Source organism: Curtobacterium sp. RIT-PI-V, assembly GCF_025642935.1.
GTDB lineage: Bacteria > Actinomycetota > Actinomycetes > Actinomycetales > Microbacteriaceae > Curtobacterium.
In genome coordinates this window covers 1-19,226 of sequence record NZ_JANZKM010000003.1, presented here as the reverse complement: position 1 = coordinate 19,226, position 19,226 = coordinate 1, and the positions used below count along the sequence as shown (strand labels likewise).

At 71.1% G+C, this 19,226-nt stretch carries 23 protein-coding genes; 11 read left to right on the top strand and 12 right to left on the bottom strand.

Annotated features, from left to right (window positions below):
• Nucleotides 1-24 precede the first annotated feature (24 nt).
• Complete coding sequence (locus OGL88_RS03475) at nucleotides 25-399, top strand: MerR family transcriptional regulator (RefSeq protein ID WP_111084475.1); 375 nt, start codon at nucleotides 25-27, stop codon at nucleotides 397-399.
• A 227-nt stretch (nucleotides 400-626) separates the two neighbouring features.
• Here the strand turns inward: OGL88_RS03475 and OGL88_RS03470 are convergent, their stop codons facing one another.
• Complete coding sequence (locus OGL88_RS03470) at nucleotides 627-857, bottom strand: hypothetical protein (RefSeq protein WP_263089741.1); 231 nt, start codon at nucleotides 855-857, stop codon at nucleotides 627-629.
• Between the two features lie 142 nt (nucleotides 858-999).
• Between OGL88_RS03470 and aspS the strand changes: the two genes are divergently transcribed.
• On the top strand, nucleotides 1,000-2,340 hold the full coding sequence (aspS, locus tag OGL88_RS03465; protein ID WP_123292088.1) for an aspartate--tRNA(Asn) ligase: 1,341 nt from the start codon (nucleotides 1,000-1,002) through the stop codon (nucleotides 2,338-2,340).
• A 133-nt stretch (nucleotides 2,341-2,473) separates the two neighbouring features.
• Here the strand turns inward: aspS and OGL88_RS03460 are convergent, their stop codons facing one another.
• The 5 genes from OGL88_RS03460 to OGL88_RS03440 all read right to left on the bottom strand — a co-directional run bounded on the left by OGL88_RS03460 (nucleotide 2,474) and on the right by OGL88_RS03440 (nucleotide 4,125).
• Nucleotides 2,474-2,767, bottom strand: coding sequence for a Dabb family protein (locus OGL88_RS03460; protein WP_263089737.1), 294 nt, complete (start codon nucleotides 2,765-2,767; stop codon nucleotides 2,474-2,476).
• Nucleotides 2,764-3,018, bottom strand: a complete 255-nt coding sequence (locus OGL88_RS03455) for a glutaredoxin family protein (protein ID WP_123338836.1) — start codon at nucleotides 3,016-3,018, stop codon at nucleotides 2,764-2,766. Before OGL88_RS03455 ends, OGL88_RS03460 begins: the two co-directional genes overlap by 4 nt.
• A gap of 69 nt (nucleotides 3,019-3,087) precedes the next feature.
• Nucleotides 3,088-3,186 carry a 30S ribosomal protein bS22 gene (locus OGL88_RS03450; RefSeq protein WP_003792170.1) on the bottom strand — a complete coding sequence of 33 codons (99 nt, stop codon included), beginning with the start codon at nucleotides 3,184-3,186 and terminating at the stop codon, nucleotides 3,088-3,090.
• Nucleotides 3,187-3,314: 128 nt separating this feature from the next.
• Nucleotides 3,315-3,509, bottom strand: coding sequence for a helix-turn-helix domain-containing protein (locus OGL88_RS03445; RefSeq protein WP_022902482.1), 195 nt, complete (start codon nucleotides 3,507-3,509; stop codon nucleotides 3,315-3,317).
• Between the two features lie 100 nt (nucleotides 3,510-3,609).
• Nucleotides 3,610-4,125 carry an ArsR/SmtB family transcription factor gene (locus OGL88_RS03440; RefSeq protein ID WP_111084288.1) on the bottom strand — a complete coding sequence of 172 codons (516 nt, stop codon included), beginning with the start codon at nucleotides 4,123-4,125 and terminating at the stop codon, nucleotides 3,610-3,612.
• 74 nt (nucleotides 4,126-4,199) lie between these two features.
• On the opposite strand from OGL88_RS03440, the gene OGL88_RS03435 reads away from it, so the two are divergent.
• Together OGL88_RS03435 and OGL88_RS03430 are read left to right on the top strand one after the other, a co-directional pair.
• Entirely contained in the window at nucleotides 4,200-5,633 is a 1,434-nt protein-coding gene (locus OGL88_RS03435) for a TrkH family potassium uptake protein (RefSeq protein ID WP_194646423.1), read from the top strand.
• A gap of 22 nt (nucleotides 5,634-5,655) precedes the next feature.
• Nucleotides 5,656-6,321 carry a potassium channel family protein gene (locus tag OGL88_RS03430; protein WP_111084290.1) on the top strand — a complete coding sequence of 222 codons (666 nt, stop codon included), beginning with the start codon at nucleotides 5,656-5,658 and terminating at the stop codon, nucleotides 6,319-6,321.
• 39 nt (nucleotides 6,322-6,360) lie between these two features.
• Here OGL88_RS03430 and proC read toward each other — a convergent pair whose 3' ends face one another.
• On the bottom strand, nucleotides 6,361-7,191 hold the full coding sequence (proC, locus tag OGL88_RS03425; protein WP_263089605.1) for a pyrroline-5-carboxylate reductase: 831 nt from the start codon (nucleotides 7,189-7,191) through the stop codon (nucleotides 6,361-6,363).
• A 64-nt stretch (nucleotides 7,192-7,255) separates the two neighbouring features.
• Between proC and OGL88_RS03420 the strand changes: the two genes are divergently transcribed.
• Nucleotides 7,256-8,212, top strand: a complete 957-nt coding sequence (locus OGL88_RS03420; protein WP_205462801.1) for a cation diffusion facilitator family transporter — start codon at nucleotides 7,256-7,258, stop codon at nucleotides 8,210-8,212.
• Here OGL88_RS03420 and OGL88_RS03415 read toward each other — a convergent pair.
• The gene (locus tag OGL88_RS03415) at nucleotides 8,193-8,627 is read right to left on the bottom strand and encodes a nucleoside deaminase (protein WP_123938773.1); all 435 of its coding nucleotides are present in this window, start codon (nucleotides 8,625-8,627) and stop codon (nucleotides 8,193-8,195) included. The genes OGL88_RS03420 and OGL88_RS03415 overlap by 20 nt on opposite strands.
• Before the next feature lie 76 nt (nucleotides 8,628-8,703).
• On the opposite strand from OGL88_RS03415, the gene upp reads away from it, so the two are divergent.
• The 5 genes from upp to OGL88_RS03390 all read left to right on the top strand — a co-directional run bounded on the left by upp (nucleotide 8,704) and on the right by OGL88_RS03390 (nucleotide 14,197).
• Nucleotides 8,704-9,339, top strand: coding sequence for a uracil phosphoribosyltransferase (upp, locus tag OGL88_RS03410; protein WP_111084293.1), 636 nt, complete (start codon nucleotides 8,704-8,706; stop codon nucleotides 9,337-9,339).
• A gap of 497 nt (nucleotides 9,340-9,836) precedes the next feature.
• A complete protein-coding gene (locus OGL88_RS03405) occupies nucleotides 9,837-10,607 on the top strand; it encodes a winged helix-turn-helix domain-containing protein (RefSeq protein ID WP_263089601.1) in 771 nt (256 codons plus the stop codon).
• 277 nt (nucleotides 10,608-10,884) lie between these two features.
• Complete coding sequence (locus tag OGL88_RS03400) at nucleotides 10,885-11,397, top strand: MarR family winged helix-turn-helix transcriptional regulator (protein ID WP_240347364.1); 513 nt, start codon at nucleotides 10,885-10,887, stop codon at nucleotides 11,395-11,397.
• On the top strand, nucleotides 11,394-12,743 hold the full coding sequence (locus OGL88_RS03395; RefSeq protein WP_263089598.1) for a cryptochrome/photolyase family protein: 1,350 nt from the start codon (nucleotides 11,394-11,396) through the stop codon (nucleotides 12,741-12,743). Before OGL88_RS03400 ends, OGL88_RS03395 begins: the two co-directional genes overlap by 4 nt.
• Nucleotides 12,740-14,197, top strand: a complete 1,458-nt coding sequence (locus OGL88_RS03390; RefSeq protein ID WP_263089596.1) for a serine hydrolase domain-containing protein — start codon at nucleotides 12,740-12,742, stop codon at nucleotides 14,195-14,197. Before OGL88_RS03395 ends, OGL88_RS03390 begins: the two co-directional genes overlap by 4 nt.
• A 54-nt stretch (nucleotides 14,198-14,251) precedes the next feature.
• Here the strand turns inward: OGL88_RS03390 and OGL88_RS03385 are convergent, their stop codons facing one another.
• Nucleotides 14,252-15,223, bottom strand: a complete 972-nt coding sequence (locus tag OGL88_RS03385; protein ID WP_263089594.1) for a carbohydrate kinase family protein — start codon at nucleotides 15,221-15,223, stop codon at nucleotides 14,252-14,254.
• A gap of 154 nt (nucleotides 15,224-15,377) precedes the next feature.
• On the opposite strand from OGL88_RS03385, the gene OGL88_RS03380 reads away from it, so the two are divergent.
• On the top strand, nucleotides 15,378-15,953 hold the full coding sequence (locus OGL88_RS03380; protein ID WP_263089592.1) for a hypothetical protein: 576 nt from the start codon (nucleotides 15,378-15,380) through the stop codon (nucleotides 15,951-15,953).
• Nucleotides 15,954-16,037: 84 nt separating this feature from the next.
• Here the strand turns inward: OGL88_RS03380 and OGL88_RS03375 are convergent, their stop codons facing one another.
• From OGL88_RS03375 to OGL88_RS03365, 3 genes are all read right to left on the bottom strand, one after another.
• On the bottom strand, nucleotides 16,038-16,652 hold the full coding sequence (locus tag OGL88_RS03375) for a superoxide dismutase (protein WP_111084300.1): 615 nt from the start codon (nucleotides 16,650-16,652) through the stop codon (nucleotides 16,038-16,040).
• 44 nt (nucleotides 16,653-16,696) lie between these two features.
• Nucleotides 16,697-17,206 (bottom strand): flavin reductase family protein, encoded by a 510-nt coding sequence (locus OGL88_RS03370; protein WP_111084301.1) that lies wholly within the window; start codon nucleotides 17,204-17,206, stop codon nucleotides 16,697-16,699.
• A gap of 211 nt (nucleotides 17,207-17,417) precedes the next feature.
• On the bottom strand, nucleotides 17,418-18,941 hold the full coding sequence (locus OGL88_RS03365) for an MFS transporter (RefSeq protein ID WP_263089580.1): 1,524 nt from the start codon (nucleotides 18,939-18,941) through the stop codon (nucleotides 17,418-17,420).
• Nucleotides 18,942-19,226 lie beyond the last annotated feature (285 nt).

Sequence of the window (19,226 nt, the reverse complement as noted above, 5' to 3'; positions counted from 1 at the left end):
AGCACCACCGACACCCCGGACACGATGCACATCGGCGAGCTGGCGGACCGTGCCGGCATGTCCCTGCGGACGATCCGCCACTACGACGAGGTCGGGCTGCTCGTGCCGAGCGGCCGCACCACGGGCGGGTTCCGGGTCTACACCGCGCAGGACCTGGACCGGCTGCTCGTGATCCGCCGCATGAAGCCGCTCGGGTTCACGCTCGACGAGATGGCGGACCTGCTGCGGGTCGTCGATGCGCTGGCGGCGAAGGACCCCGACGACGAGCCCGCGCTGGCTGCACGCCTCGACGAGTACCTCGACGACGCCCGGGCCCGGCACGCCAAGCTCGTCGAGCGCGCCGGCATGGCCGAGGAGTTCATCGGCACCCTGGGGTCACTCCGCGCTTCGCTCCCCTGACCGTGCGGCGCCCATCGCCGCGGTGGCCCCCAGGCGCGCGCGCTCGGCGCGGAGCCGCGCGCGCTCGTGATGGGCTGCGTCCCATTCGCGCAAGCGACGCCGGATCTCGTCGTGCTCCCAGATGACACGGCGCGCCTTCCTCGGTCTGAACCGGTACTTCCGCCTGATGCGTTCTCGCCACTCGGCCTCTCGACGCTCCAAGAGCTCGACCACCGGATCACGCTCCGTCACTCCGTGTTCGTCCACGTTGCCTCTCTTCCCGTGATGAGTTCCAACACGATGTTGCCCATCGCCTCGTCGTCGTCCCGAAGAATCTGCATTTCGTACATCGCTTTCGCGCTGGCGCGACCGAGCTCGGCGCGACCGATGTCGTCGGCACACGTCTGGTCCACCGTCCAGACGAAGCGCGACCAAGCTCGGTCCCGCTGCTCGCGCGCGACGTCCCGCGACCCGGCCACGTCGAGAACGTTACGGCCCCGCGTGGCGCCGCCACGGGCCTCCCGGTCGGACCTGTGGACGACGCCGAGCGCAGGCCGCCCTGTGGAGGGGAACACCCTGCGGACCGACGCCGCCGGACGCAGACGGTTAGACTCGACCACCGTGATCGAACGCACCCGCATCGCCGACCTCGCTGCCCTCCCCGACGGCCCCGTCTCCGTGGCCGGATGGGTCGAGACCGTCCGAGACCAGAAGAAGGTGCAGTTCGTCGTCCTCCGCGACGAATCCGGCGCCGTCCAGCTCGTGAACCCCGCCACGCGCGAGGCCGAGGACGGTGACGACGCCGCCCAGGCCGCGCTCGCCACCACCACCGAGATCTCGGCCCTCGCCCACGGCACCTTCATCCACGCCACCGGCACCCTGAAGCACGACGAGCGCGTCAAGCTCGGCGGGCTCGAGGTCAAGGTCGGCACGCTCGAGGTGGTGAGCGCCGCGATCCCGGAGACCCCGATCGCCGACGACTCGTCGCTCGACAAGCGGCTCGACTGGCGCTTCCTCGACCTGCGCAACCGCAAGCAGAACCTCATCTTCCGCATCCAGACGACGCTGGAGCACGCGTTCCGCACCTACTGGGTGGACCGCGACTACATCGAGATCCACACGCCGAAGCTGATGGCGTCGGCGTCCGAGTCGCGCGCCGAACTCTTCCAGCTCGAGTACTTCGAGACGACCGCCTACCTGGCGCAGTCGCCGCAGAACTTCAAGCAGATGGCGCAGCCGGCCGGCTTCGGCGCCGTGTTCGAGATCGCCGACGCGTTCCGCGCGGACCCCTCGTTCACGAGCCGCCACGCGACCGAGTTCACGAGCGTCGACGCCGAGTTCTCGTGGATCGAGTCCCACGAAGACGTCATGGCGATGCACGAAGAGGTCCTGGTCGCCGGCATCACCGCCGTCAAGGAGAAGTACGGCAAGGACATCGAGGAGGTCTTCGGCTTCGAGCTGCAGGTCCCCGCGACGCCGTTCCCCCGCGTGACCCTGGCCGAGGCCCGGAAGATCGTGGCCGACAGCGGACACGACGTCGTCCGCGCCGACGGTGACCTGGACCCCGAGGGCGAGCGCCGCGTCGCCGCCTGGGCGAAGGAGCACCACGGTTCCGAGTTCGTGTTCGTCACCGAGTACGACGCCTCGATCCGGCCGTACTACCACATGCGCAAGCCGGGTGACCCGTCGCTCACGAACAGCTACGACCTCATCTTCAACGGCGCGGAGATCTCCACGGGCGCGCAGCGCGAGCACCGCGTCGACGTGCTCGAGGCGCAGGCCGTCGAGAAGGGCCTCGACCCCGAGGAGCTCGGCTGGTACCTCGACTTCTTCCGCTACGGCGTACCGCCGCACGGTGGGTTCGGCATGGGCCTCGCGCGCGTGCTCATGCTCATGCTGGGTGAGCCGTCCATCCGCGAGGTCACGTACCTCTTCCGTGGACCGACGCGCCTGACCCCGTAGTCGCGTCACGCGTCTCCCCGCGCGAGCGCACTTGGTGAACAGGAATGGTCGCCTCCCGATGTGGGAGGCGACCATTCCTGCTCACGAAGCGCCGCAGCGCACGCAGCGCCGGGGGCGGGACGGGAGGCCCGGCTCAGCTCTGCCAGTCGATGGCAGCCCGCCCCGTGACCAGTCCACGGATCTCGGCTGCGGCGGCCTGGTGGTCCGGGTGCACCTGGTACTCGTCGAGTCCGGCGAGGTCGTCGAACGACGCGACGACGGCGACGTCGCTGTTCTTCTCCGGGTAGGCGACGTTCTCGACGACCTCGAGCGAACGGATCGACCCGATGGTGCCGCTCAGGCCGGTGAGGAGTTCGCGGATCCGGCCGATGGTCGCGGCGCGGTCGAGGTCTTCGCGCAGGGTCCAGGCGACGACGTGGGAGATCATGCGGGGGAACCGGCCTTCTCGAGGGCACGTGCGAGCCGGTCGGCGTCGACGTGCCAGTTGCTGTGGACGCGCCCGTCGACCAGCACGACGGGGATGTCCTCCGCGTACTCCTGGCGGAGGGCGTCGTCGTCGAGGATCGAGCGTTCCTGCAGGGTCACGCCAGGGTGTTCGGCGACGACGCGTTCGACCACGGGCCGTGCGTCGTCGCAGAGGTGGCATCCGGGCTTCGTCAGGAACGTCACTGCGGGCATGGCTCCAGCGTAGCCCGGGAACGCAAAAGCCCCGGCGAACCGGGGCTTCACGTGCAGACCTCTCTCGATCTACTTCTTGTTGCGACGCTGGTGACGCGTCTTGCGAAGGAGCTTGCGGTGCTTCTTCTTCGCCATGCGCTTGCGACGCTTCTTGATGACAGAACCCATGTGGACCTCGCTCGGACTGTGCTGATGTATCGGACACCGGGCCGTCGAGACCGCGGAAAATCAACCCGGCCGAGTCTACCGGAGGGCTGACGCGATGTCGAACGCGCCCGGAACGGACGTGCGTGCGTTCAGCCGACGTCTGCGATGCCACCGCGCAGCACGTCGGCGACGGCTGACTCGGGGACACGGAAGGACCGGCCGAAACGGATGGCGGGGAGCTCACCGGCGTGGACCATGCGGTACACGGTCATCTTCGAGACACGCATCATCTCGGCGACCTCAGCGACGGTGAGGAAGCGCACGTCGTCGAAACTGCCGGTCATGATCCGCCTTCGGTGGCTCGCACGCGATCCGCGCACGGGTTTGGTGTGACCTGTGTGGTCACTGGCAACTGTAGAGGCGCGTGCGACCCAGTGTCCAGGCTCAGTCTTCGTCGCCGCGGCGGGTGAAGCGCTTGCGGCTGCGGTCGACGACACGCTCCCAGCCCTGCTGCGCGCCCGAGATCGCCGCGGTGGCCCGGTAGGACGCCTCGGCCATGACGCGCCCGAGCTCGGTCCCGACCTCGACGGTGGTCTTGCCGGCCGCACCGCTCCGGCGGACGGACACGGGCTGACCGTCGGGGGTCCACGCCGTGGTCGCGGGCATGCCGTCGGCGTCGACCGCCCCGGTGAACGGCAGGACCCAGTCCTCCAGCGACACGAGCGGTTCCGGGTCGAGCCGGTAGAAGCGGTGCTGCCCCTCTTCACGGCTGGTGACGAGTCCGATGTCGCGCAGGACCCGGAGGTGCTTCGACACCGTCGGCTGGCTGACGCCCAGCCGTTCCACCAGCTGCCCGACGCTGAGTTCCCCGCCGGTGACGTCCGATCCGTACGCGGCGAGGAGGGTCCCGAGCAGCTCGCGCCTCGTGGGGTCCGCCACGACGGAGAAGATGTCGGCCATGCGGGCAAGGCTAGCCGGGGCACCACGGATGTACCATGACGAACCGTCCCGGCCCATGTCCTCGGAGGCATACGATGCTCGACCGTACCGAGCCGCTCCCGCGGCACGTGACCGTCACCCGACGACGGGGCGGACGGATCGCGACGGTCCTGCGCTCGTCGCCGTCACGTCTGGCGATCCTGGTGTTCGTCGCCCTCATCTTCGTGTTCACGGCGCTGTTCATGACCCCGTGGGCGGCGGCCGACGGCACCGGCACGCACTTCTCCGACGCGCTGTTCACGGCGGCCTCGGTGGTCTGCGTCACGGGCCTCGCGACCGTCGACATGGCCACGCACTGGTCGGTGTTCGGCAAGGTCCTCGTGGTGATCGGGACGCAGATCGGCGCGGTGGGCGTCCTGACCTTCGCGTCGATCCTCGGGCTCTTCGTGACCCGCAAGCTCGGGCTCCGCGCGAAGCTGATGGCCGCCGGCGACTCGAACCCGCTCCGCACCCACCACGGGGCCGTCCCCGAGGGGCAGGCCGTCCGCCTCGGCGAGGTCGGCACCCTGCTCGCCACGGTCGCGGTGAGCACCCTGTCGATCGAGATCGTCCTCGGCCTGCTGCTGCTGCCGTCCGTGCTGATCGCCGGCATCCCGTTCTGGACCGCGGTCGGCGACTCCTTCTACTACGCCGCCATGGCGTTCACGAACACCGGCTTCTCGCCGAACGCGGACGGCCTCGACCCGTTCGCCCACGACTACTGGTTCCTGACGCTCCTGATGATCGGTGTCGTCGCGGGGTCGATCGGCTTCCCGGTCATCCGCACCCTGACGAAGCAGCTGCGCACCCCGCGCCGGTGGCCCATCCACGTCAAGCTCACGCTGGCCACGAGCGCCGTCCTGCTCGTCGGCGGTGCGATCGTCTACACCGCGCTCGAGGCGTCGAACCCGACGACCTTCGGCGAAGAAGGAGCCGGCCGGACCGCGTTCCAGGCGCTCTTCCTGTCGACGATGACCCGGTCCGGCGGCTTCTCGCTCGTCGACTTCGACCAGCTGAACGGGTCGAGCCTGCTCGTCACCGACATGCTCATGTTCATCGGCGGTGGGTCGGCCTCGACCGCCGGCGGCATCAAGGTCACGACCCTCGCCGTGCTGTTCCTCGCCGCGGTCGCCGAGGCGCGCGGCCGCCAGAGCATGGAGGCGTTCGGCCGCCGGATCCCGAGCGACGTGCTGCGGGTCGCGGTCGCCATCGTGCTCTGGGGCGCGACGATCGTGGCGGTCGCAACCGTGGTGCTCCTGCAGATCACCGACGACTCGCTCGACCGGGTGCTGTTCGAGGTGATCTCGGCGTTCTCGACCAGTGGGCTGTCCTCCGGCGTGTCCGCGAACCTGCCCGAGTCCGGCAAGTACGTCCTGGCCGCCACCATGTTCCTCGGCCGGGTCGGTACAGTGACCATCGCCGCAGCCCTGGCCGCGAGTCAGAGCCGGCAACTGTTCCGCCGTCCCGAGGAGAGGCCGATCGTTGGCTGACCGAACCCGTCCCCCGCACCCGATGGGTGCGATCAGTCACGACGCACCCGTGCTCGTCATCGGCCTCGGCCGGTTCGGCGCCGCCACCGCCGGTCAGCTCGAGCGCCAGGACCGCGAGGTGCTGGTCGTCGACACCGACCCGGGCCTCGTGCAGAAGTGGTCCGACCGGGTCACGCACGCCGTGCAGGCCGACGCGACCGACATCGACGCGCTGCGCCAGATCGGTGCGCAGGACTTCGCGATCGCGGTCGTCGGCACGGGCAGTGACCTGGAGTCGAGCGTGCTGATCACCGCGAACCTGGTCGACCTCGGCATCCCGCAGATCTGGGCGAAGGCCATCAGCCGGTCGCACGGCACGATCCTGTCCCGCATCGGCGCGAACCACGTCGTCTACCCGGAGCGCGAGGCCGGCGAGCGCACGGCGCACCTGGTGTCCGGGCGCATGCTCGACTTCATCGAGTTCGACGACGACTTCGCGGTGGTGAAGATGTTCCCGCCGCGGGCGGTGCGCGGCAAGGACCTCGCGACCACGGTGATCCGCACGCGGTTCGGTCTGACGGTGCTCGGCATCAAGCCGCCGGGCAGCCCGTTCGTGCCGGCGACCCCGGAGAGCATCATCGGCGAGAACGACGTGATCATCGTCTCGGGGTCCGAGACGGACCTGGAGCGATTCGCCGCCTACGAGTAGCGCGCTCGGCGTCGGTCGAGCCTGCCGCGCCGGCCGTGCCTACGACGCCGCGATCTCCTCCGCACGCGCGATCGCCGCGCGCGACGCGCGCAGGAACGTGTCGGCCAGGTCGGCGTCCTGCAGCACCGCGACGGCCCGCTCGGTGGTGCCCTTCGGGCTCGTGACGGCGCGCCGCAGGTCGGCGGGTCCGCGATCCGACCGGTCGAGCAGCTCGACGGCGCCCCGGAGCGTGCCCTGCACCATCGTGGCTGCCTGGTCCGGGGTGAAGCCGATCGCCTCGGCGGCGCGCTGCCACTCCTCGACGAGCAGGAAGACGTAGGCGGGGCCGGAGCCGGACACCGCCGACAGGGCGTCGAGCTGCGCCTCGGGCACCTCGATCACCCGTCCCGACGCCGTGAACACCGACGACGCGAGCGCGACGGCATCGGCGTCCGCCGAGGCCCCGGCGCTGATCCCCGTGACGCCGTGGCCGACGCCGATCGGCGTGTTCGGCAGCGCACGGACGACGCGGACCCCGTCCGGCACCCGCGACTCCATGCTCGCGGTGGTGGTGCCGACCGCGACGCTGACCAGCACCGCGCCGGGCTCCAGCTCGGCGGCGACCTCGTCGAGCAGGTCCGCGATCATGTACGGCTTCACGCCGACGACGACGAGTGCCGCACCACGGACGGCCGCGCGGTTCGCGCCGGGGTCGGTGTCGCTCGCGGTGGCGTCGAGCCCGCGCTCGCGGTGGGCGGCCGCCGACGCCTCGGACTTCGTCGTGAGGGTCACGGTTGCCGGGTCGAGTCCGGCGGCGAGCAGGCCGTCGAGGACCGAGCCGGACATGGAGCCGACGCCGAGCAGGGCGGTACGGGGCAGGTCGATCGTCATGCTCCCGACCCTACCGACCGGCCTCGCCTAGGATCGTCTTCCAGATCCGGAGAAGGGGACAGCTGTGAGCGCTTCAGGAGGCACGAAGGCGATCCTCGCCGCACTCGGTGCGAACGTCGGCATCGCGATCGTGAAGTTCGTCGCGGCGGCGATCAGCGGGTCCGCGTCGATGCTGGCCGAGGGCGTGCACTCCCTGGCCGACTCCGCGAACCAGCTCCTCCTGCTGCTCGGCGGACGCCGGGCACGCCGTGCCGCCGACGAGGAACACCCGTTCGGCTACGGCCGCGAGCGCTACGTGTACGCCTTCGTCGTCTCGATCATCCTGTTCTCCGTCGGCGGCGTCTTCTCGCTCTACGAGGGCATCGAGAAGCTCACCCACCCACATCCGCTCGAGAACTGGTGGCTGCCGCTCCTCGTGCTCGTCATCGCGATCGGGCTCGAGGGCTTCTCGCTCCGCACCGCCCTGAAGGAGGCCCGGCCGCAGAAGGGCTCCCAGAGCTGGGTCCAGTTCGTCCGCCGCGCCAAGGCGCCGGAACTCCCCGTCGTCATGCTCGAGGACACCGCGGCACTGCTCGGCCTGGTGTTCGCACTCTTCGGCGTCGGACTGACCGCGATCACCGGCAACGGGGTGTTCGACGCGATCGGCACGATCTTCATCGCCGCCCTGCTCATCGCCGTCGCGGTCGTCCTGGGCATCGAGACGAAGAGCCTGCTCGTCGGCGAGGGTGCGACCGCCGCCGACGTCGAGCGGATCAAGCACGCGGTGCTCGACGGCCCGGAGGTCGACTCGATCATCCACATCAAGACCCTGTACCTGGGCCCGGACGAGCTGATGGTCGGCGTGAAGGTCGCCGTCGACGGCGACCGCCGCCTGGGGGACGTCGCCGCGGGCATCGACACGGTCGAGCAGCGGGTGCGCTCCGCGGTGCCGATCGCCCGGGTCATCTACGTCGAGCCCGACGTGCTCCGCACCGGTCCGCGCCCGCCGACCGAGGCGATCGTCATCCTCGCCGCTGACTGAAGAACGCGTCGAGCAGCGCGGCGCACTCGCGTTCGAGCACGCCGCCGACGACCTCGGAGCGGTGCGGCAGCCGGCGGTCCCTGGCGATGTCGTAGACGCTGCCGGTCGCGCCCGCCTTCGGGTCCCACGCGCCGAACACGACCCGCGGCACGCGCGCGGCCAGGATCGCCCCGGCGCACATCGGGCACGGCTCGAGCGTCACGACGAGCGTGTGCTCGTCGAGGTGCCAGTCCCCCGTGACCGCGGCGGCCGCGCGGAGCGCGAGCACCTCGGCGTGGGCGGTCGGGTCCTGCAGCGCCTCGCGCTCGTTCCGGCCGACGGCGACGACCACGCCGTCGCGGTCGAGCACCACCGCCCCCACGGGCACGTCGCCGGTCGCCAGGCAGGCCCGGGCCTCGTCGAGCGCGCGCTCCATCGCCGGGACGAACGGGCGGGCAGCGGGCGCTTCCACGGGACCTCCAGGTGGTCGGCAGCACGGTAGGCTCGACCCTATGCGAGTCCACGTCGCCGACCACCCGCTCATCACCCACAAGCTCTCGGTGCTCCGCGACCGGACCACACCCTCCCCCACGTTCCGCGCCCTGACCGAAGAGCTCGTCACGCTCCTCGCGTACGAGGCCACGCGGAACGTCCGGGTCACCGCGACGCCCATCGACACCCCCGTGGCGCACACCATGGGCGTCTCGATCGCCAAGCCGCGTCCGCTCGTCGTCCCGATCCTGCGTGCCGGCCTCGGCATGCTCGAGGGGATGGTCAAGCTCGTACCGACGGCCGAGGTCGGGTTCCTCGGCATGGCCCGCAACGAGGAGACGCTCGAGCCGCAGACCTACGCCGAGCGCCTGCCCGACGACCTGTCCGGCCGACAGTGCTTCGTGCTCGACCCGATGCTGGCCACCGGCGGCACCCTCGCCGCCGCCATCGACTTCCTGTTCGCCCGCGGCGCCGAGGAGATCACCTGCGTGTGCATCCTCGGTGCGCCGGAGGGGCTCGCCATGGTCGAAGAGGCCGTCGGCGACCGCAACGTCTCGATCGTCCTCGGTGCCCTCGACGAGAAGCTCGACGAGAACGGGTACATCGTGCCCGGTCTCGGCGACGCCGGCGACCGCCTCTACGGTCTGGCCGAGTAGGCAGTCGACGTCACCGACGATCGACGGGAGGCCCGTGGCGACACCGCCACGGGCCTCCCGTCGTCCGTGAGCCCGGTCCACCGCCACCGGTGCGCGGAACGCACCGTCTGCCCGGACGGTTGACACCGCCTTGGTATACCGCCGATACTCGTCCCATGACTGCAACCGTGTCCACCCGCGTCCTCTCCGAGGTCCAGGGGACTGCCGGCATGATGATGCCGGTCGCCGTCATGCGTTGTCGAATGTGTGCCTGATCGGCACCCGTTCCAGCCGGATCCCCCGCGACACCACCCCGGTCGCGAGCGTGTGATCCCCGGGTGACGGACACCGTCGGCGACGCGCACCACGTCACGAGGTCTGTCTCCCGTTCCCCCGGGTCCGCCCCGGTCCGCAGCAGGACCGCAGGGCACATCGGCATCCAGCCGTACCCGGGTCGACGCATTCGACACCGCCGCCAGCGCCACACGCGCACCGGCCACATCGCCCGGAGAACCACCATGTCGCTCACCATCGCCCAGCCCCGCACCGCGCTCCGCACCGCCGCTCCGGCGCCGACCGACCTCGGGACGGTCACCCCGATCCGTCCGCGTCCCGCGACACCGGCCACGACCGGGCAGACCAGCGTGCCGACCAGCCCGGTCGTCGCACCGCCGCGCAACCGCTCCCTGCCCGAGGGCACCGAGGCCCGTGGCTTCGCGCTCTACGTCGGGATCGACGAGGCGAAGGCGGCAGCGGCCGGCACGACGCTCGCAGCCGTCGTCGAGCAGCTGAAGGCACTGACCGCGCAGCTGGTGCCGAGCTCGGAGACCTACGCGGCCGTCGCCGTCGCCGCGGAGCAGTCCGGCGGCCGTGACGTCGACGTCGTCCGACTGGCCCTGCAGGACCGGTCCGCGGTCGCCGCCCGCAAGCAGGCCGAGAAGCCCGAGCCGGAGGAGACCGGGGTCGTCATCGACATCTCCCGCAAGCGCGTCACACTCGACGGCGAAGCAGCTCCCCTGACCTACAAGGAGTTCGAACTCCTGCAGTTCCTGGTGCTGCGCGAGGGCGAGACGGTGGACCGCTCGGCCATCATCGACGGCCTGTGGTCGGACGGCGAGGACGAGACCCCGAACGAGCGCACCATCGACGTGCACGTGCGTCGTCTCCGCTCCAAGCTCGGCGCGTTCGAGGAGATCGTCCGCACCGTCCGCGGCGTCGGGTACCGGTTCGACCGGCACGCCGACGTGGCCGTGCGGTACGCCTCGACGCCGTCGCCCGACCTCTTCTGATCCTGATCGGTCGCTCTTGGTGAACTCGCAGCGAACGACGCACGGGGAGGCTAGCGCGCCGTTACCGCTTCGTTATACAGTCGGTCGTGCAGACGGTGTTTGCTGTGGCACCGCCTGCGGAATGTGATTGCAGGAAACTCTTGGTGCAAGGGAGAGGGCCGGTCGCTCGGAAGAGCGGCCGGCCCTCGTGCATGTCCGAGCGCATGCATGTCGAACCCGCGCCTGTCGGGGGCCGTCGGTAGTGTGGACGGACCGTCCGACCAGAGGGAGCGCCATCGTGAGCGAGTCACGCCGCAGCGAGAAGGCGACCGCCGTCGCTGCCTGGGAATCACTGTTCCGCGCCCAGGTCACCGTGATGCGGAGCCTCAACGCGGACTTCCCCGGCGGCGAGATCTCCTTCAACGAGTACGACGTCTGCTTCAACCTGTCGACGCAACCCGGCCGACGCTGCCGCATGCGTGACCTCACCGGCCACCTGCTCCTCACCCAGCCGAGCGTGAGCCGTCTGGTCGATCGCCTGCTCGCCCGCGGGATTGTCGAGAAGCAGCCGGATCCGTCCGATGCCCGCGGAGTGATCGTGGCACTCACCCCGCACGGGTTCGACGTCTACCGCCAGGTGGCCGTGCAGCACGCGGCGAGCATCGCGCAGCAGGTCGGCGCCGGACTGTCCGACGCCGAACTCCGCACCCTCACCGAGCTCTGCACGAAGCTTCGCCTCGCGGTCGGCACCGCACCGGGCCGACGATCCGTCACGCGGTCGGTCTCCGAGTCGGACCCGGCACCGGTGTGAGCGGCGCACTGGTCTGGCTCCGCGACGACCTGCGGCTGGCCGACAACCCCGCGCTGCGTGCCGCGATCGACCACGGTGGCGACGTCACGGTGGCCTACGTCCTCGACGACGAATCCCCCGGCATCCGTCCCGCGGGCGCGGCGAGCCGCTGGTGGCTCCACCACTCGCTCACCGCCCTGGACGGCGAACTCCGTGACCGCGACTCGCGGCTGGTGCTGCGACGGGGTGCGGCCGCCGCGGTGATCGACGCCCTCGTCGCCGACACCGGTGCCGACGCCGTGTTCTGGAACCGTCGGTACGGTCCGGCCGAGCGCGAGGTCGACGCCGGCATCAAGAGCGCCCTGCACGACCGCGGCATCGAGGCCCACAGCTTCGCGGCGAGCCTGCTCTGGGAGCCGTGGACCGTCCGCACCGGACAGGGCGAGCCGTACAAGGTGTTCACCCCGTTCTGGCGTGCTGCCCAGGCAATGCCGGAACCACGGCACCCGCTCCCGAAGCCCCGCGACCTGCCCGCTCCGGCGCGGGTCGCGAGCGACGACCTGAGCCAGTGGGACCTCCTGCCGACCCGTCCCGACTGGGCCGGCGGACTCCGCGGCGCCTGGGAGCCCGGCGAGCACAGCGCACACAAGCGGCTCGAGCACTTCGTCACCCACGCGCTCGAGGACTACGACCAGCGCGACGAACCCGCCATGGCCGCCACGAGCGACCTGTCCCCGCACCTGCGCTGGGGCGAGGTCAGCCCGTACCAGGTGTGGCACCGGCTGCACGGAGCGCTCGAGCCCGAGCAACGCCAGAACGCCTCCGCCTTCCTGCGACAGCTGGCGTGGCGCGAGTTCAACTGGAACGAGTACTTCCACTGCGAGGACATCACGACGGTGAACGTGCGTCGCGAGTTCGACGCGTTCCCGTGGCGGGACGCCCCGGCGGCCGAGGTCGACCGGTGGCGCACCGGGACGACCGGGTTCGACCTCGTCGACGCCGGCATGCGCGAGTTGTGGCACTCCGGCGCCATGCACAACCGCGTCCGGTTGGCGACCGCGAGCTTCCTCGTCAAGAACCTGCTCGTCGACTGGCGCGTGGGCGAGCAGTGGTTCTGGGACACCCTCGTCGACGCCGACTCCGCCAACAACGCCGCGAACTGGCAGTGGGTCGCCGGGTCGGGCTTCGACGCGGCGCCGTACTTCCGGGTGTTCAACCCCGACCGGCAGCTCGAGCGCTTCGACCCGCACCGCGAGTACGTGCACCGGTGGGTGCCGTCGGAGGAACTCCGGCCCGAGCCGATGGTCGACCTCAAGGTGACCCGGCAGCGCGCCCTCGACGCCTACGCCGAGATGCGCCGGTCATGAGCCCGTGGGACACCGCCGTCACGCAGGTCGACGCGCTCTTCCGTGACCGTGTCGACCGGGGCGTCGCACCGAGCAGTGCGTGGGGCGTCTTCGACCGGACGGGCCTCGTCGCCTCCGGGGGCCACGGCGATCGCGGCGACGGGCAGCGGCCGGACGCCGACACCGTCTACCGGATCGCGTCGTGCACCAAGAGCGTCACCGCGGCGACGCTGCTGACGCTGGTGTCCGACGGTCGGCTCGACCTCGACGCGCCGATCACCGCGTTCATCCCGGCGTTCGGCGCCGTGCCCCTGCCCACGCCGGACTCCCCCGTGCCGACCGTGCGGATGCTGCTGACCATGTCGGCCGGCTTCCCCACCGACGACCCCTGGGCGGACCGGCAGGAGTCGATCGGCGACACCGAGCTCGACGACGTCCTGCGCCGCGGGCTGTTGTTCGACTCCGTGCCCGGCACCCGGTTCGCGTACTCGAACCTCGGCTACGCCCTGCTCGGGCGGGTCGTCGCCGTCGTCACCGGCCGTCCGTTCACCGAGGCGGCACGCGACACCGTGCTCCGTCCGCTCGGTCTCGACCACACGGTGTTCAGCGCGGCAGAGGCGCTGGGACCGGTCGTCACCGGGTTCCGCCCGCACGAAGGCGACTGGGAGCCCCTGCCGATGACCGGCCCGGGGGCGTTCTCGTCGATCGGTGGCCTGTTCTCCACCGTCCGCGACCTCGCACGGTGGGCGACGCACCTCCGGTCGGCGTCCTCCGATGCTCCGGAACCCGGCCCGGTCTCCCCCGCGGACCGCCGTCTCATGCAGCAGGCGATGCGGGTCGTGCCGTCGTCCGTCATCCCCGGCTCGACACGCGCCACGGCGTACGGCTTCGGGCTGTTCGTCGAGCAGGACGCCCGGTTCGGCGAACTCGTCTCGCACTCCGGCGGCTACCCGGGGTTCTCGGCGCACATGCGCTGGTCCGCCCAGACCGGGCTCGGCGTCGTCGCGTTCGAGAACGCCACGCAGGCGAAGGTCTCCGCCGCAGCCCAGCAGGCGCACGACCTCCTGCTGGATGCAGCGCCTCCGGCGGCGTCCGACGGGCACGCCGACACGACGACCGGACCGGTCCGCCGCCCCGGCGCCGAGCTGACCATCCGCGCGACGCGAGCGGCGCAGGCTGCCGTGACGGGCCTCCTGACCGACTGGCAGGACGCCGTGGCGGACGCGGTCTGCACGCCGAACGTGGCGATGGACGTCCCCTACGACCGTCGCCGTCGTGCGATCGCCGCGGCGGTGGCCGAGGTGGGCGCTGACCTGACCGCCACTCCCGTCGCCGAGGAGTCGTCGACGCCGTCGCACCTCCGGTGGTGGCTGCCCGGCACCTGCGGGCGCTTGCGCGTCGAGATCCGGCTCGCCCCCGCCGCGGCCGGACGCGTCCAGACCCTCACCGTCGTGGCGGAGCCCGCCGAGCACTGACGTGGTGGAGCGCACGCGAGAAGCCGGCCAGGTCCGCGCCGCGCTCCTTCCTCGTCACACCGGAGGGCGACCACCCACGAACCCGAGTGCTCGGGCCGCGACGCGGGTGCCCTCACGTGCAGCCGCTCCGACCCGCACGGGATCCGTCGCCCACGCCCGCACGAAGCCCGCGGCGAACGCGTCACCGGCGCCGACGGTGTCGACGACCGTGGCCGGCGTCGCGGGGACGCGGTGGACGCTCCGTCCGCGTCGCCCCACCAGCACGCCGTCGGCGCCCACCGTGACCACCACGAGCGGTACGTGCTCGGTCAGTCGCCGCACTGCGTCGTCGAGGTCGGTCGTGCCCGTCAGTTCGAGGGCCTCCTGCCCGCCGGGGAAGAGGACGTCGACGCCGACGAGGGCCTCGAGGAAGGCGGGGGCACCGACCGACCGGACGATCGCTGCCGAGGACGGGTCGAGCGACACCCGGGCCGACCCGAGCCGAGCACGGGCGACCAGGGACGCGATACGGTCGGCGCCGCCTCCGAGCATGGCGTGCCCGGTCAGGTGCACGATGTCCGCGCGTCGGGCCACGGCCTCGGGGACGTCCGCGGCGGTGAGCTTCCCGCTCGCGGCAGGGTCGGACATCGCCGTGCGGCCGCTGTCGTTGCGCACCGACACCACGACCCCGGTCGAGGTCATCGCGTCGTACCGCAGGTGCGGACGGACACCGGCGTCCTCCAGCGACCGCTCGTGGCGGTAGACGTCGTCGACGCCGACCCGCGCGACCAGGTCGACATCGGCACCGAGCCAGCCGAGCCAGGCGGCGGTGTTGCCGGCAGCACCGGTCGGTCGGTGACGGATGACGGCGGCGGGATCGTGGACGCCGATGGTGTGCGCGGTCGTCTGCACGAGCACGCCGTCCAGGACGTCGCCGACGACCAGGAAGCGTTTTCCGGCTCCCCGACGGCGCCCCGCGACCACCCGTCCGGCACGGGTCCCCTCGGGCTGCGACACGGGCACGGAGCCCTCTTGCGGCATGGACATCTGCCCCAGTGTACGGGGAACCGAGTATTGCTCCGTTTTCGGGCCGGTACAGGCGGTCGCAGCAGGTGACTCCCCCACCAAGCGACCGGTAACATACTCCATGACACCGGGCGGTCGATCGCATGACCGCCGCCGCCGATCCGACGGAGAAGCCATGCCCCGGAAGCCCGACCCGACACTCAAGCCGGCGATCCTCGAGAAGGTCACCCTGCACCTGCTCGACACCAAGCTCGAGGACGTCTCGGTGCGCAGCCTCGGTCGTGTCCTGGGCACGAGCGCCTACCCGATCGTCTACCACTTCGGCTCACGTGACGCGCTCATCGACTCGGTCGTCGAGCACCTGGCCGACACGGTCTGCCGCGCCGTGCTCGATCCCGGCGCGGACCGCGCCGCGCTCGGTGACTACCTCGTCACCACCTTCGGCGGGCTCGGCGACCCGCACCGAGCCCTCGCCGCGCGGCTCACCTTCGAACTCGGTTCGGTCGAGGCGTTGGACGGCCGCACCCGACAACGCGGTCTGCACCGAGACCGCGTCGCCGCGGTCGCCGCGTGGTGCCTCGCGCACGGCTACGACGCCGCGGCAGCCGACCGCGCCGCGCACGACGCCGTCATGGCCGCGCGCGGTGCGCAGTGGAGTGCGATCGTCGACCGGGAGCGCACCGACGCCGACGCCGTACTCCGCGCGATCGCCGACCGGCTCGCCGCGGGCGCGGCCGCCCCCGCGGCCTGATCCACGAACGGGAGGCACGGTGCCAGCTGGCACCGTGCCTCCCGTTCGTCCGTCGGTCGCGTCACGCGACCCGCGGTCGGTGGGTCAGAGCGTCACGAACGACTGCGACTTCGCGTTGGCGAAGCGCGCCGCGACGTTCTCCCAGTCGACGATGTTCCAGACGGCCTTGACGTAGTCCGCCTTGACGTTGAGGTAGTCGAGGTAGAAGGCGTGCTCCCACATGTCGAGCAGGAAGATCGGCACGAGACCGAACGGCACGTTGGCCTGCTGGTCGAACAGCTGGAACGTGGTCAGCTTCTGGCCGACGGTGTCCCAGGCCAGGACGGCCCAGCCGGAGCCCTGGATGCCGTTCGCGACAGCGGCGAACTGCGCCTTGAAGGTGTCGAACGAGCCGAAGAACTCGTCGATCGCCGCGGCGAGCTCGCCCTCGGGGACCTTGGTGTCCGGGCCGAGGTTGGTCCAGAAGATCGAGTGGTTGACGTGGCCACCGAGGTGGAACGCCAGGTCCTTCTCGAGCTTGTTGATCGCACCGAAGTTGCCCGACTCGCGCGCTTCACCGAGCTGCTGCAGCGCGGTGTTCGCTCCGGTCACGTAGGCCTGGTGGTGCTTGTCGTGGTGCAGCTGCATGATCTTGCCGCTGATGTGCGGCTCGAGTGCGGCGTAGTCGTACGGCAGCTCCGGCAGGGTGTACTCAGCCATGTGAGGTCCTTTCGATCAGTGGGTTGCGGATGGGATTCCGCGGCTCACGAGAGCCGGGAACGATCGGTGAGGGAGTGGAATTCCCGGTTGTGGTAGACCAGCGGCTCGCCGTGCTCGAGGCCGACGACGATGTCGAGGACCTCGGCGACGACGACGGTCGAGCTGCCGATCGGGGTCGTGGAGAGCGGACGGCACCGGAGCGCGCTGGCGGCGCTGGGCAGGTAGCGGTCGCCCGAGGGCAGGGTGCCCCAGATCGGGTCGTCGGCTGTGGGGCTGCCGGTCGAGGCGAAGCGTCGCGCGAGTGCGACGCTCAGCGAGTCGACCAGGTGGACGACGAAGACCGGCGCGCCGAGCACGACCCCGGCGGACCCGGAGTTCGTGGAGAGCGAGAACACGAGCACCGGCGGGTCGACCGCCACACTCGCGACGCTCGAGGCGGTGAGTCCGGTCGGACCGTCGGGCCCCTCGGCGGTGATGACGGCGACGCCGGCCGGGTGCCCGCGGAACGCGGACTTGTACGCTTCGGCGATGTTCGCCGGGGCTTCGTCGGGCATGGTGTTCGTCGTCGTTCCTTCGCGCGGGGTGTGCCGTCACTCGGCGGCCATGTCCCAACGTATGACCTGAACCATGGTTGAGGTCAACGATTCACAGGTTCGACCGCTCCCGGGCGCGCCGCAGCGATGACTTCGTGAGCGGAAATGGTCGGGTCTCGTGGCGCGACCCGACCATTTCTGCTCACGATGCGGCGCGCGCCAGCGGCGCGCGTCAGCGACGCTTGAGCATGACGACGGCGCCCGCGGCGGCGATCACCATGAGCACCGCAGCGACGCCAGCCGTGATCGTCACGCCGGAGTCGAACGCCGCCCGCGCCGATTCGAGCAGGGCCTGACCGGTGCCGCCGCCGAGGGACGACGCGGCGGACACCGCACCGCCGAGCGTCTCCTGGGCAGCAGTGTGCGCGGTCGAGCTCAGTCCACCCGGCACCACGACGTGCGCCCGGTAGGTGCTCGCCAGGATCGTGCCGAGGACAGCCGTGCCGAGCACCGCGCCGATCTCGTACGCCGTCTCGGACATCGCGGACGCCGCACCGGCCTTGTCCGCCGGGGCGGTCGAGATGATGAGGTCGTTCGTGACGGTCTCGGACGCGCCGATCCCGATGCCGAGCAGCACGAACGCGAACGCCAGCGCCACGATCGACGCATGATGTCCGAGGATCGCCACCAGGGCGTACGCGGCCGCCGAGAACAGCAGCGAGACCGACACGACCCAGCGCGGCGCGACGCGGGCGACGACCGGCACCACCGCGAGGCCCGCGACGATCGTGAGCACCGAGCCGGGGATGAGCACGACGCCCGAGGCGAACGGGTCGAGCCCCGCCACGAGCTGCAGGTGCTGCGCGATGAAGAACAGGAAGCCGGTCAGCGAGAACATCGCCATCAGGTTCATGAGCACACTGCCGGTGAACGCTGTGCTGCGGAACAGGCGCAGGTCGAGCATCGGCGTGCGCGACCGCAGCTGCCGGCGGACGAACGCGATGCCGCAGACGACCCCGACGGCGAGCATCGCGACGGCGAACCCGCGCTCCTCCGGGTGCACGAACGACTTGATCGCCCAGGCGATCGGCGCCAGCGCCCCGAGGGACAGGAACATGCTCGGCACGTCCACGGGCCCGGGCATCGGGTCGCGCGACTCCGGCACGCAGAACGGGACGCCGACGAGCATGAGCACGAGGATCGGCACCGCGACCAGGAAGACGCTGCCCCAGTGGAAGTGCGCGAGCAACGTGCCACCGACGAGCGGACCGAGGGCGTTGCCGGCCGCGAACATGGTCGACCAGACGGCCAGCGCCATCCGCCGCTCCCCCGCGTCGACGAAGACGTTGCGGATGATCGAGAGCGTCGCGGGCATGAGCATCGCCCCGAAGACCCCCATCGCGATCCGGGCAGCGACGAGCATCCAGGCGTCGGTCGCGAAGGCCGCGGCGACGGAGAACAGCGCGAAGCCGGTGGCCCCGATCACGAGGATCCGACGCCGGCCGATGCGGTCACCGATGCTGCCCATCACGACGAGCAGCCCGGCCAGGACGAGCGGGTACGCGTCGACGATCCAGAGCTGCGTGGTGGCGTCCGGGTTGAGCGCACGACTGATCGACGGCAGTGCGAAGCTCAGCACGGTGTTGTCCACCGAGATGAGCAGGACCGGCAGCATCAGCACGGCGAGCGCGAGGAACCGTCGAGCGCGGCTGCCGGTGACGCGGGTGGCGATGGGGCTGGTGAGCAGTGCGGACACGGCGGACTCCTGGGACTTCGAGCCGGACCTGGTCGACGGCGGGCGGTGCGTGGGGCAGACGAGACGGGACGCGGGATGGACACGCGCCCCGTCAGGACTCCGTCAGTGTACCGTCTGGACGGTGATGGTTGCAAATGCAACCAACAGACTGACGGGAGGCCCGTGGCGGGCTCGCCACGCGCCTCCCGTCCGACGGTTGGTCCCGCCCAGAGCGACCGGCTGGAGCGGCGGCACGACCTGCGTCCGGTGCCGGGGTGCCGGTGCCGGGGTTCCACAACACGCCGT

Excerpts from the sequence above, each read along its gene's own strand:
- OGL88_RS03460 (WP_263089737.1), bottom strand. The coding sequence starts at position 2,767 with ATGATCTCCCACGTCGTCGCCTGGACCCTGCGCGAAGACCTCGACCGC.
- OGL88_RS03450 (WP_003792170.1), bottom strand. The coding sequence starts at position 3,186 with ATGGGTTCTGTCATCAAGAAGCGTCGCAAGCGCATGGCGAAGAAGAAG.
- OGL88_RS03385 (WP_263089594.1), bottom strand. The coding sequence starts at position 15,223 with ATGTCCATGCCGCAAGAGGGCTCCGTGCCCGTGTCGCAGCCCGAGGGG.
- OGL88_RS03405 (WP_263089601.1), top strand. The coding sequence starts at position 9,837 with ATGTCGCTCACCATCGCCCAGCCCCGCACCGCGCTCCGCACCGCCGCT.
- OGL88_RS03415 (WP_123938773.1), bottom strand. The coding sequence starts at position 8,627 with ATGGAGCGCGCGCTCGACGAGGCCCGGGCCTGCCTGGCGACCGGCGAC.
- OGL88_RS03375 (WP_111084300.1), bottom strand. The coding sequence starts at position 16,652 with ATGGCTGAGTACACCCTGCCGGAGCTGCCGTACGACTACGCCGCACTC.
- OGL88_RS03430 (WP_111084290.1), top strand. The coding sequence starts at position 5,656 with ATGGGTGCGATCAGTCACGACGCACCCGTGCTCGTCATCGGCCTCGGC.
- OGL88_RS03380 (WP_263089592.1), top strand. The coding sequence starts at position 15,378 with ATGCCCCGGAAGCCCGACCCGACACTCAAGCCGGCGATCCTCGAGAAG.
- OGL88_RS03445 (WP_022902482.1), bottom strand. The coding sequence starts at position 3,509 with ATGACCGGCAGTTTCGACGACGTGCGCTTCCTCACCGTCGCTGAGGTC.
- OGL88_RS03435 (WP_194646423.1), top strand. The coding sequence starts at position 4,200 with ATGCTCGACCGTACCGAGCCGCTCCCGCGGCACGTGACCGTCACCCGA.
- proC (WP_263089605.1), bottom strand. The coding sequence starts at position 7,191 with ATGACGATCGACCTGCCCCGTACCGCCCTGCTCGGCGTCGGCTCCATG.
- OGL88_RS03440 (WP_111084288.1), bottom strand. The coding sequence starts at position 4,125 with ATGGCCGACATCTTCTCCGTCGTGGCGGACCCCACGAGGCGCGAGCTG.
- OGL88_RS03475 (WP_111084475.1), top strand. The coding sequence starts at position 25 with ATGCACATCGGCGAGCTGGCGGACCGTGCCGGCATGTCCCTGCGGACG.
- OGL88_RS03370 (WP_111084301.1), bottom strand. The coding sequence starts at position 17,206 with ATGCCCGACGAAGCCCCGGCGAACATCGCCGAAGCGTACAAGTCCGCG.
- OGL88_RS03390 (WP_263089596.1), top strand. The coding sequence starts at position 12,740 with ATGAGCCCGTGGGACACCGCCGTCACGCAGGTCGACGCGCTCTTCCGT.
- OGL88_RS03455 (WP_123338836.1), bottom strand. The coding sequence starts at position 3,018 with ATGCCCGCAGTGACGTTCCTGACGAAGCCCGGATGCCACCTCTGCGAC.
- upp (WP_111084293.1), top strand. The coding sequence starts at position 8,704 with ATGCGAGTCCACGTCGCCGACCACCCGCTCATCACCCACAAGCTCTCG.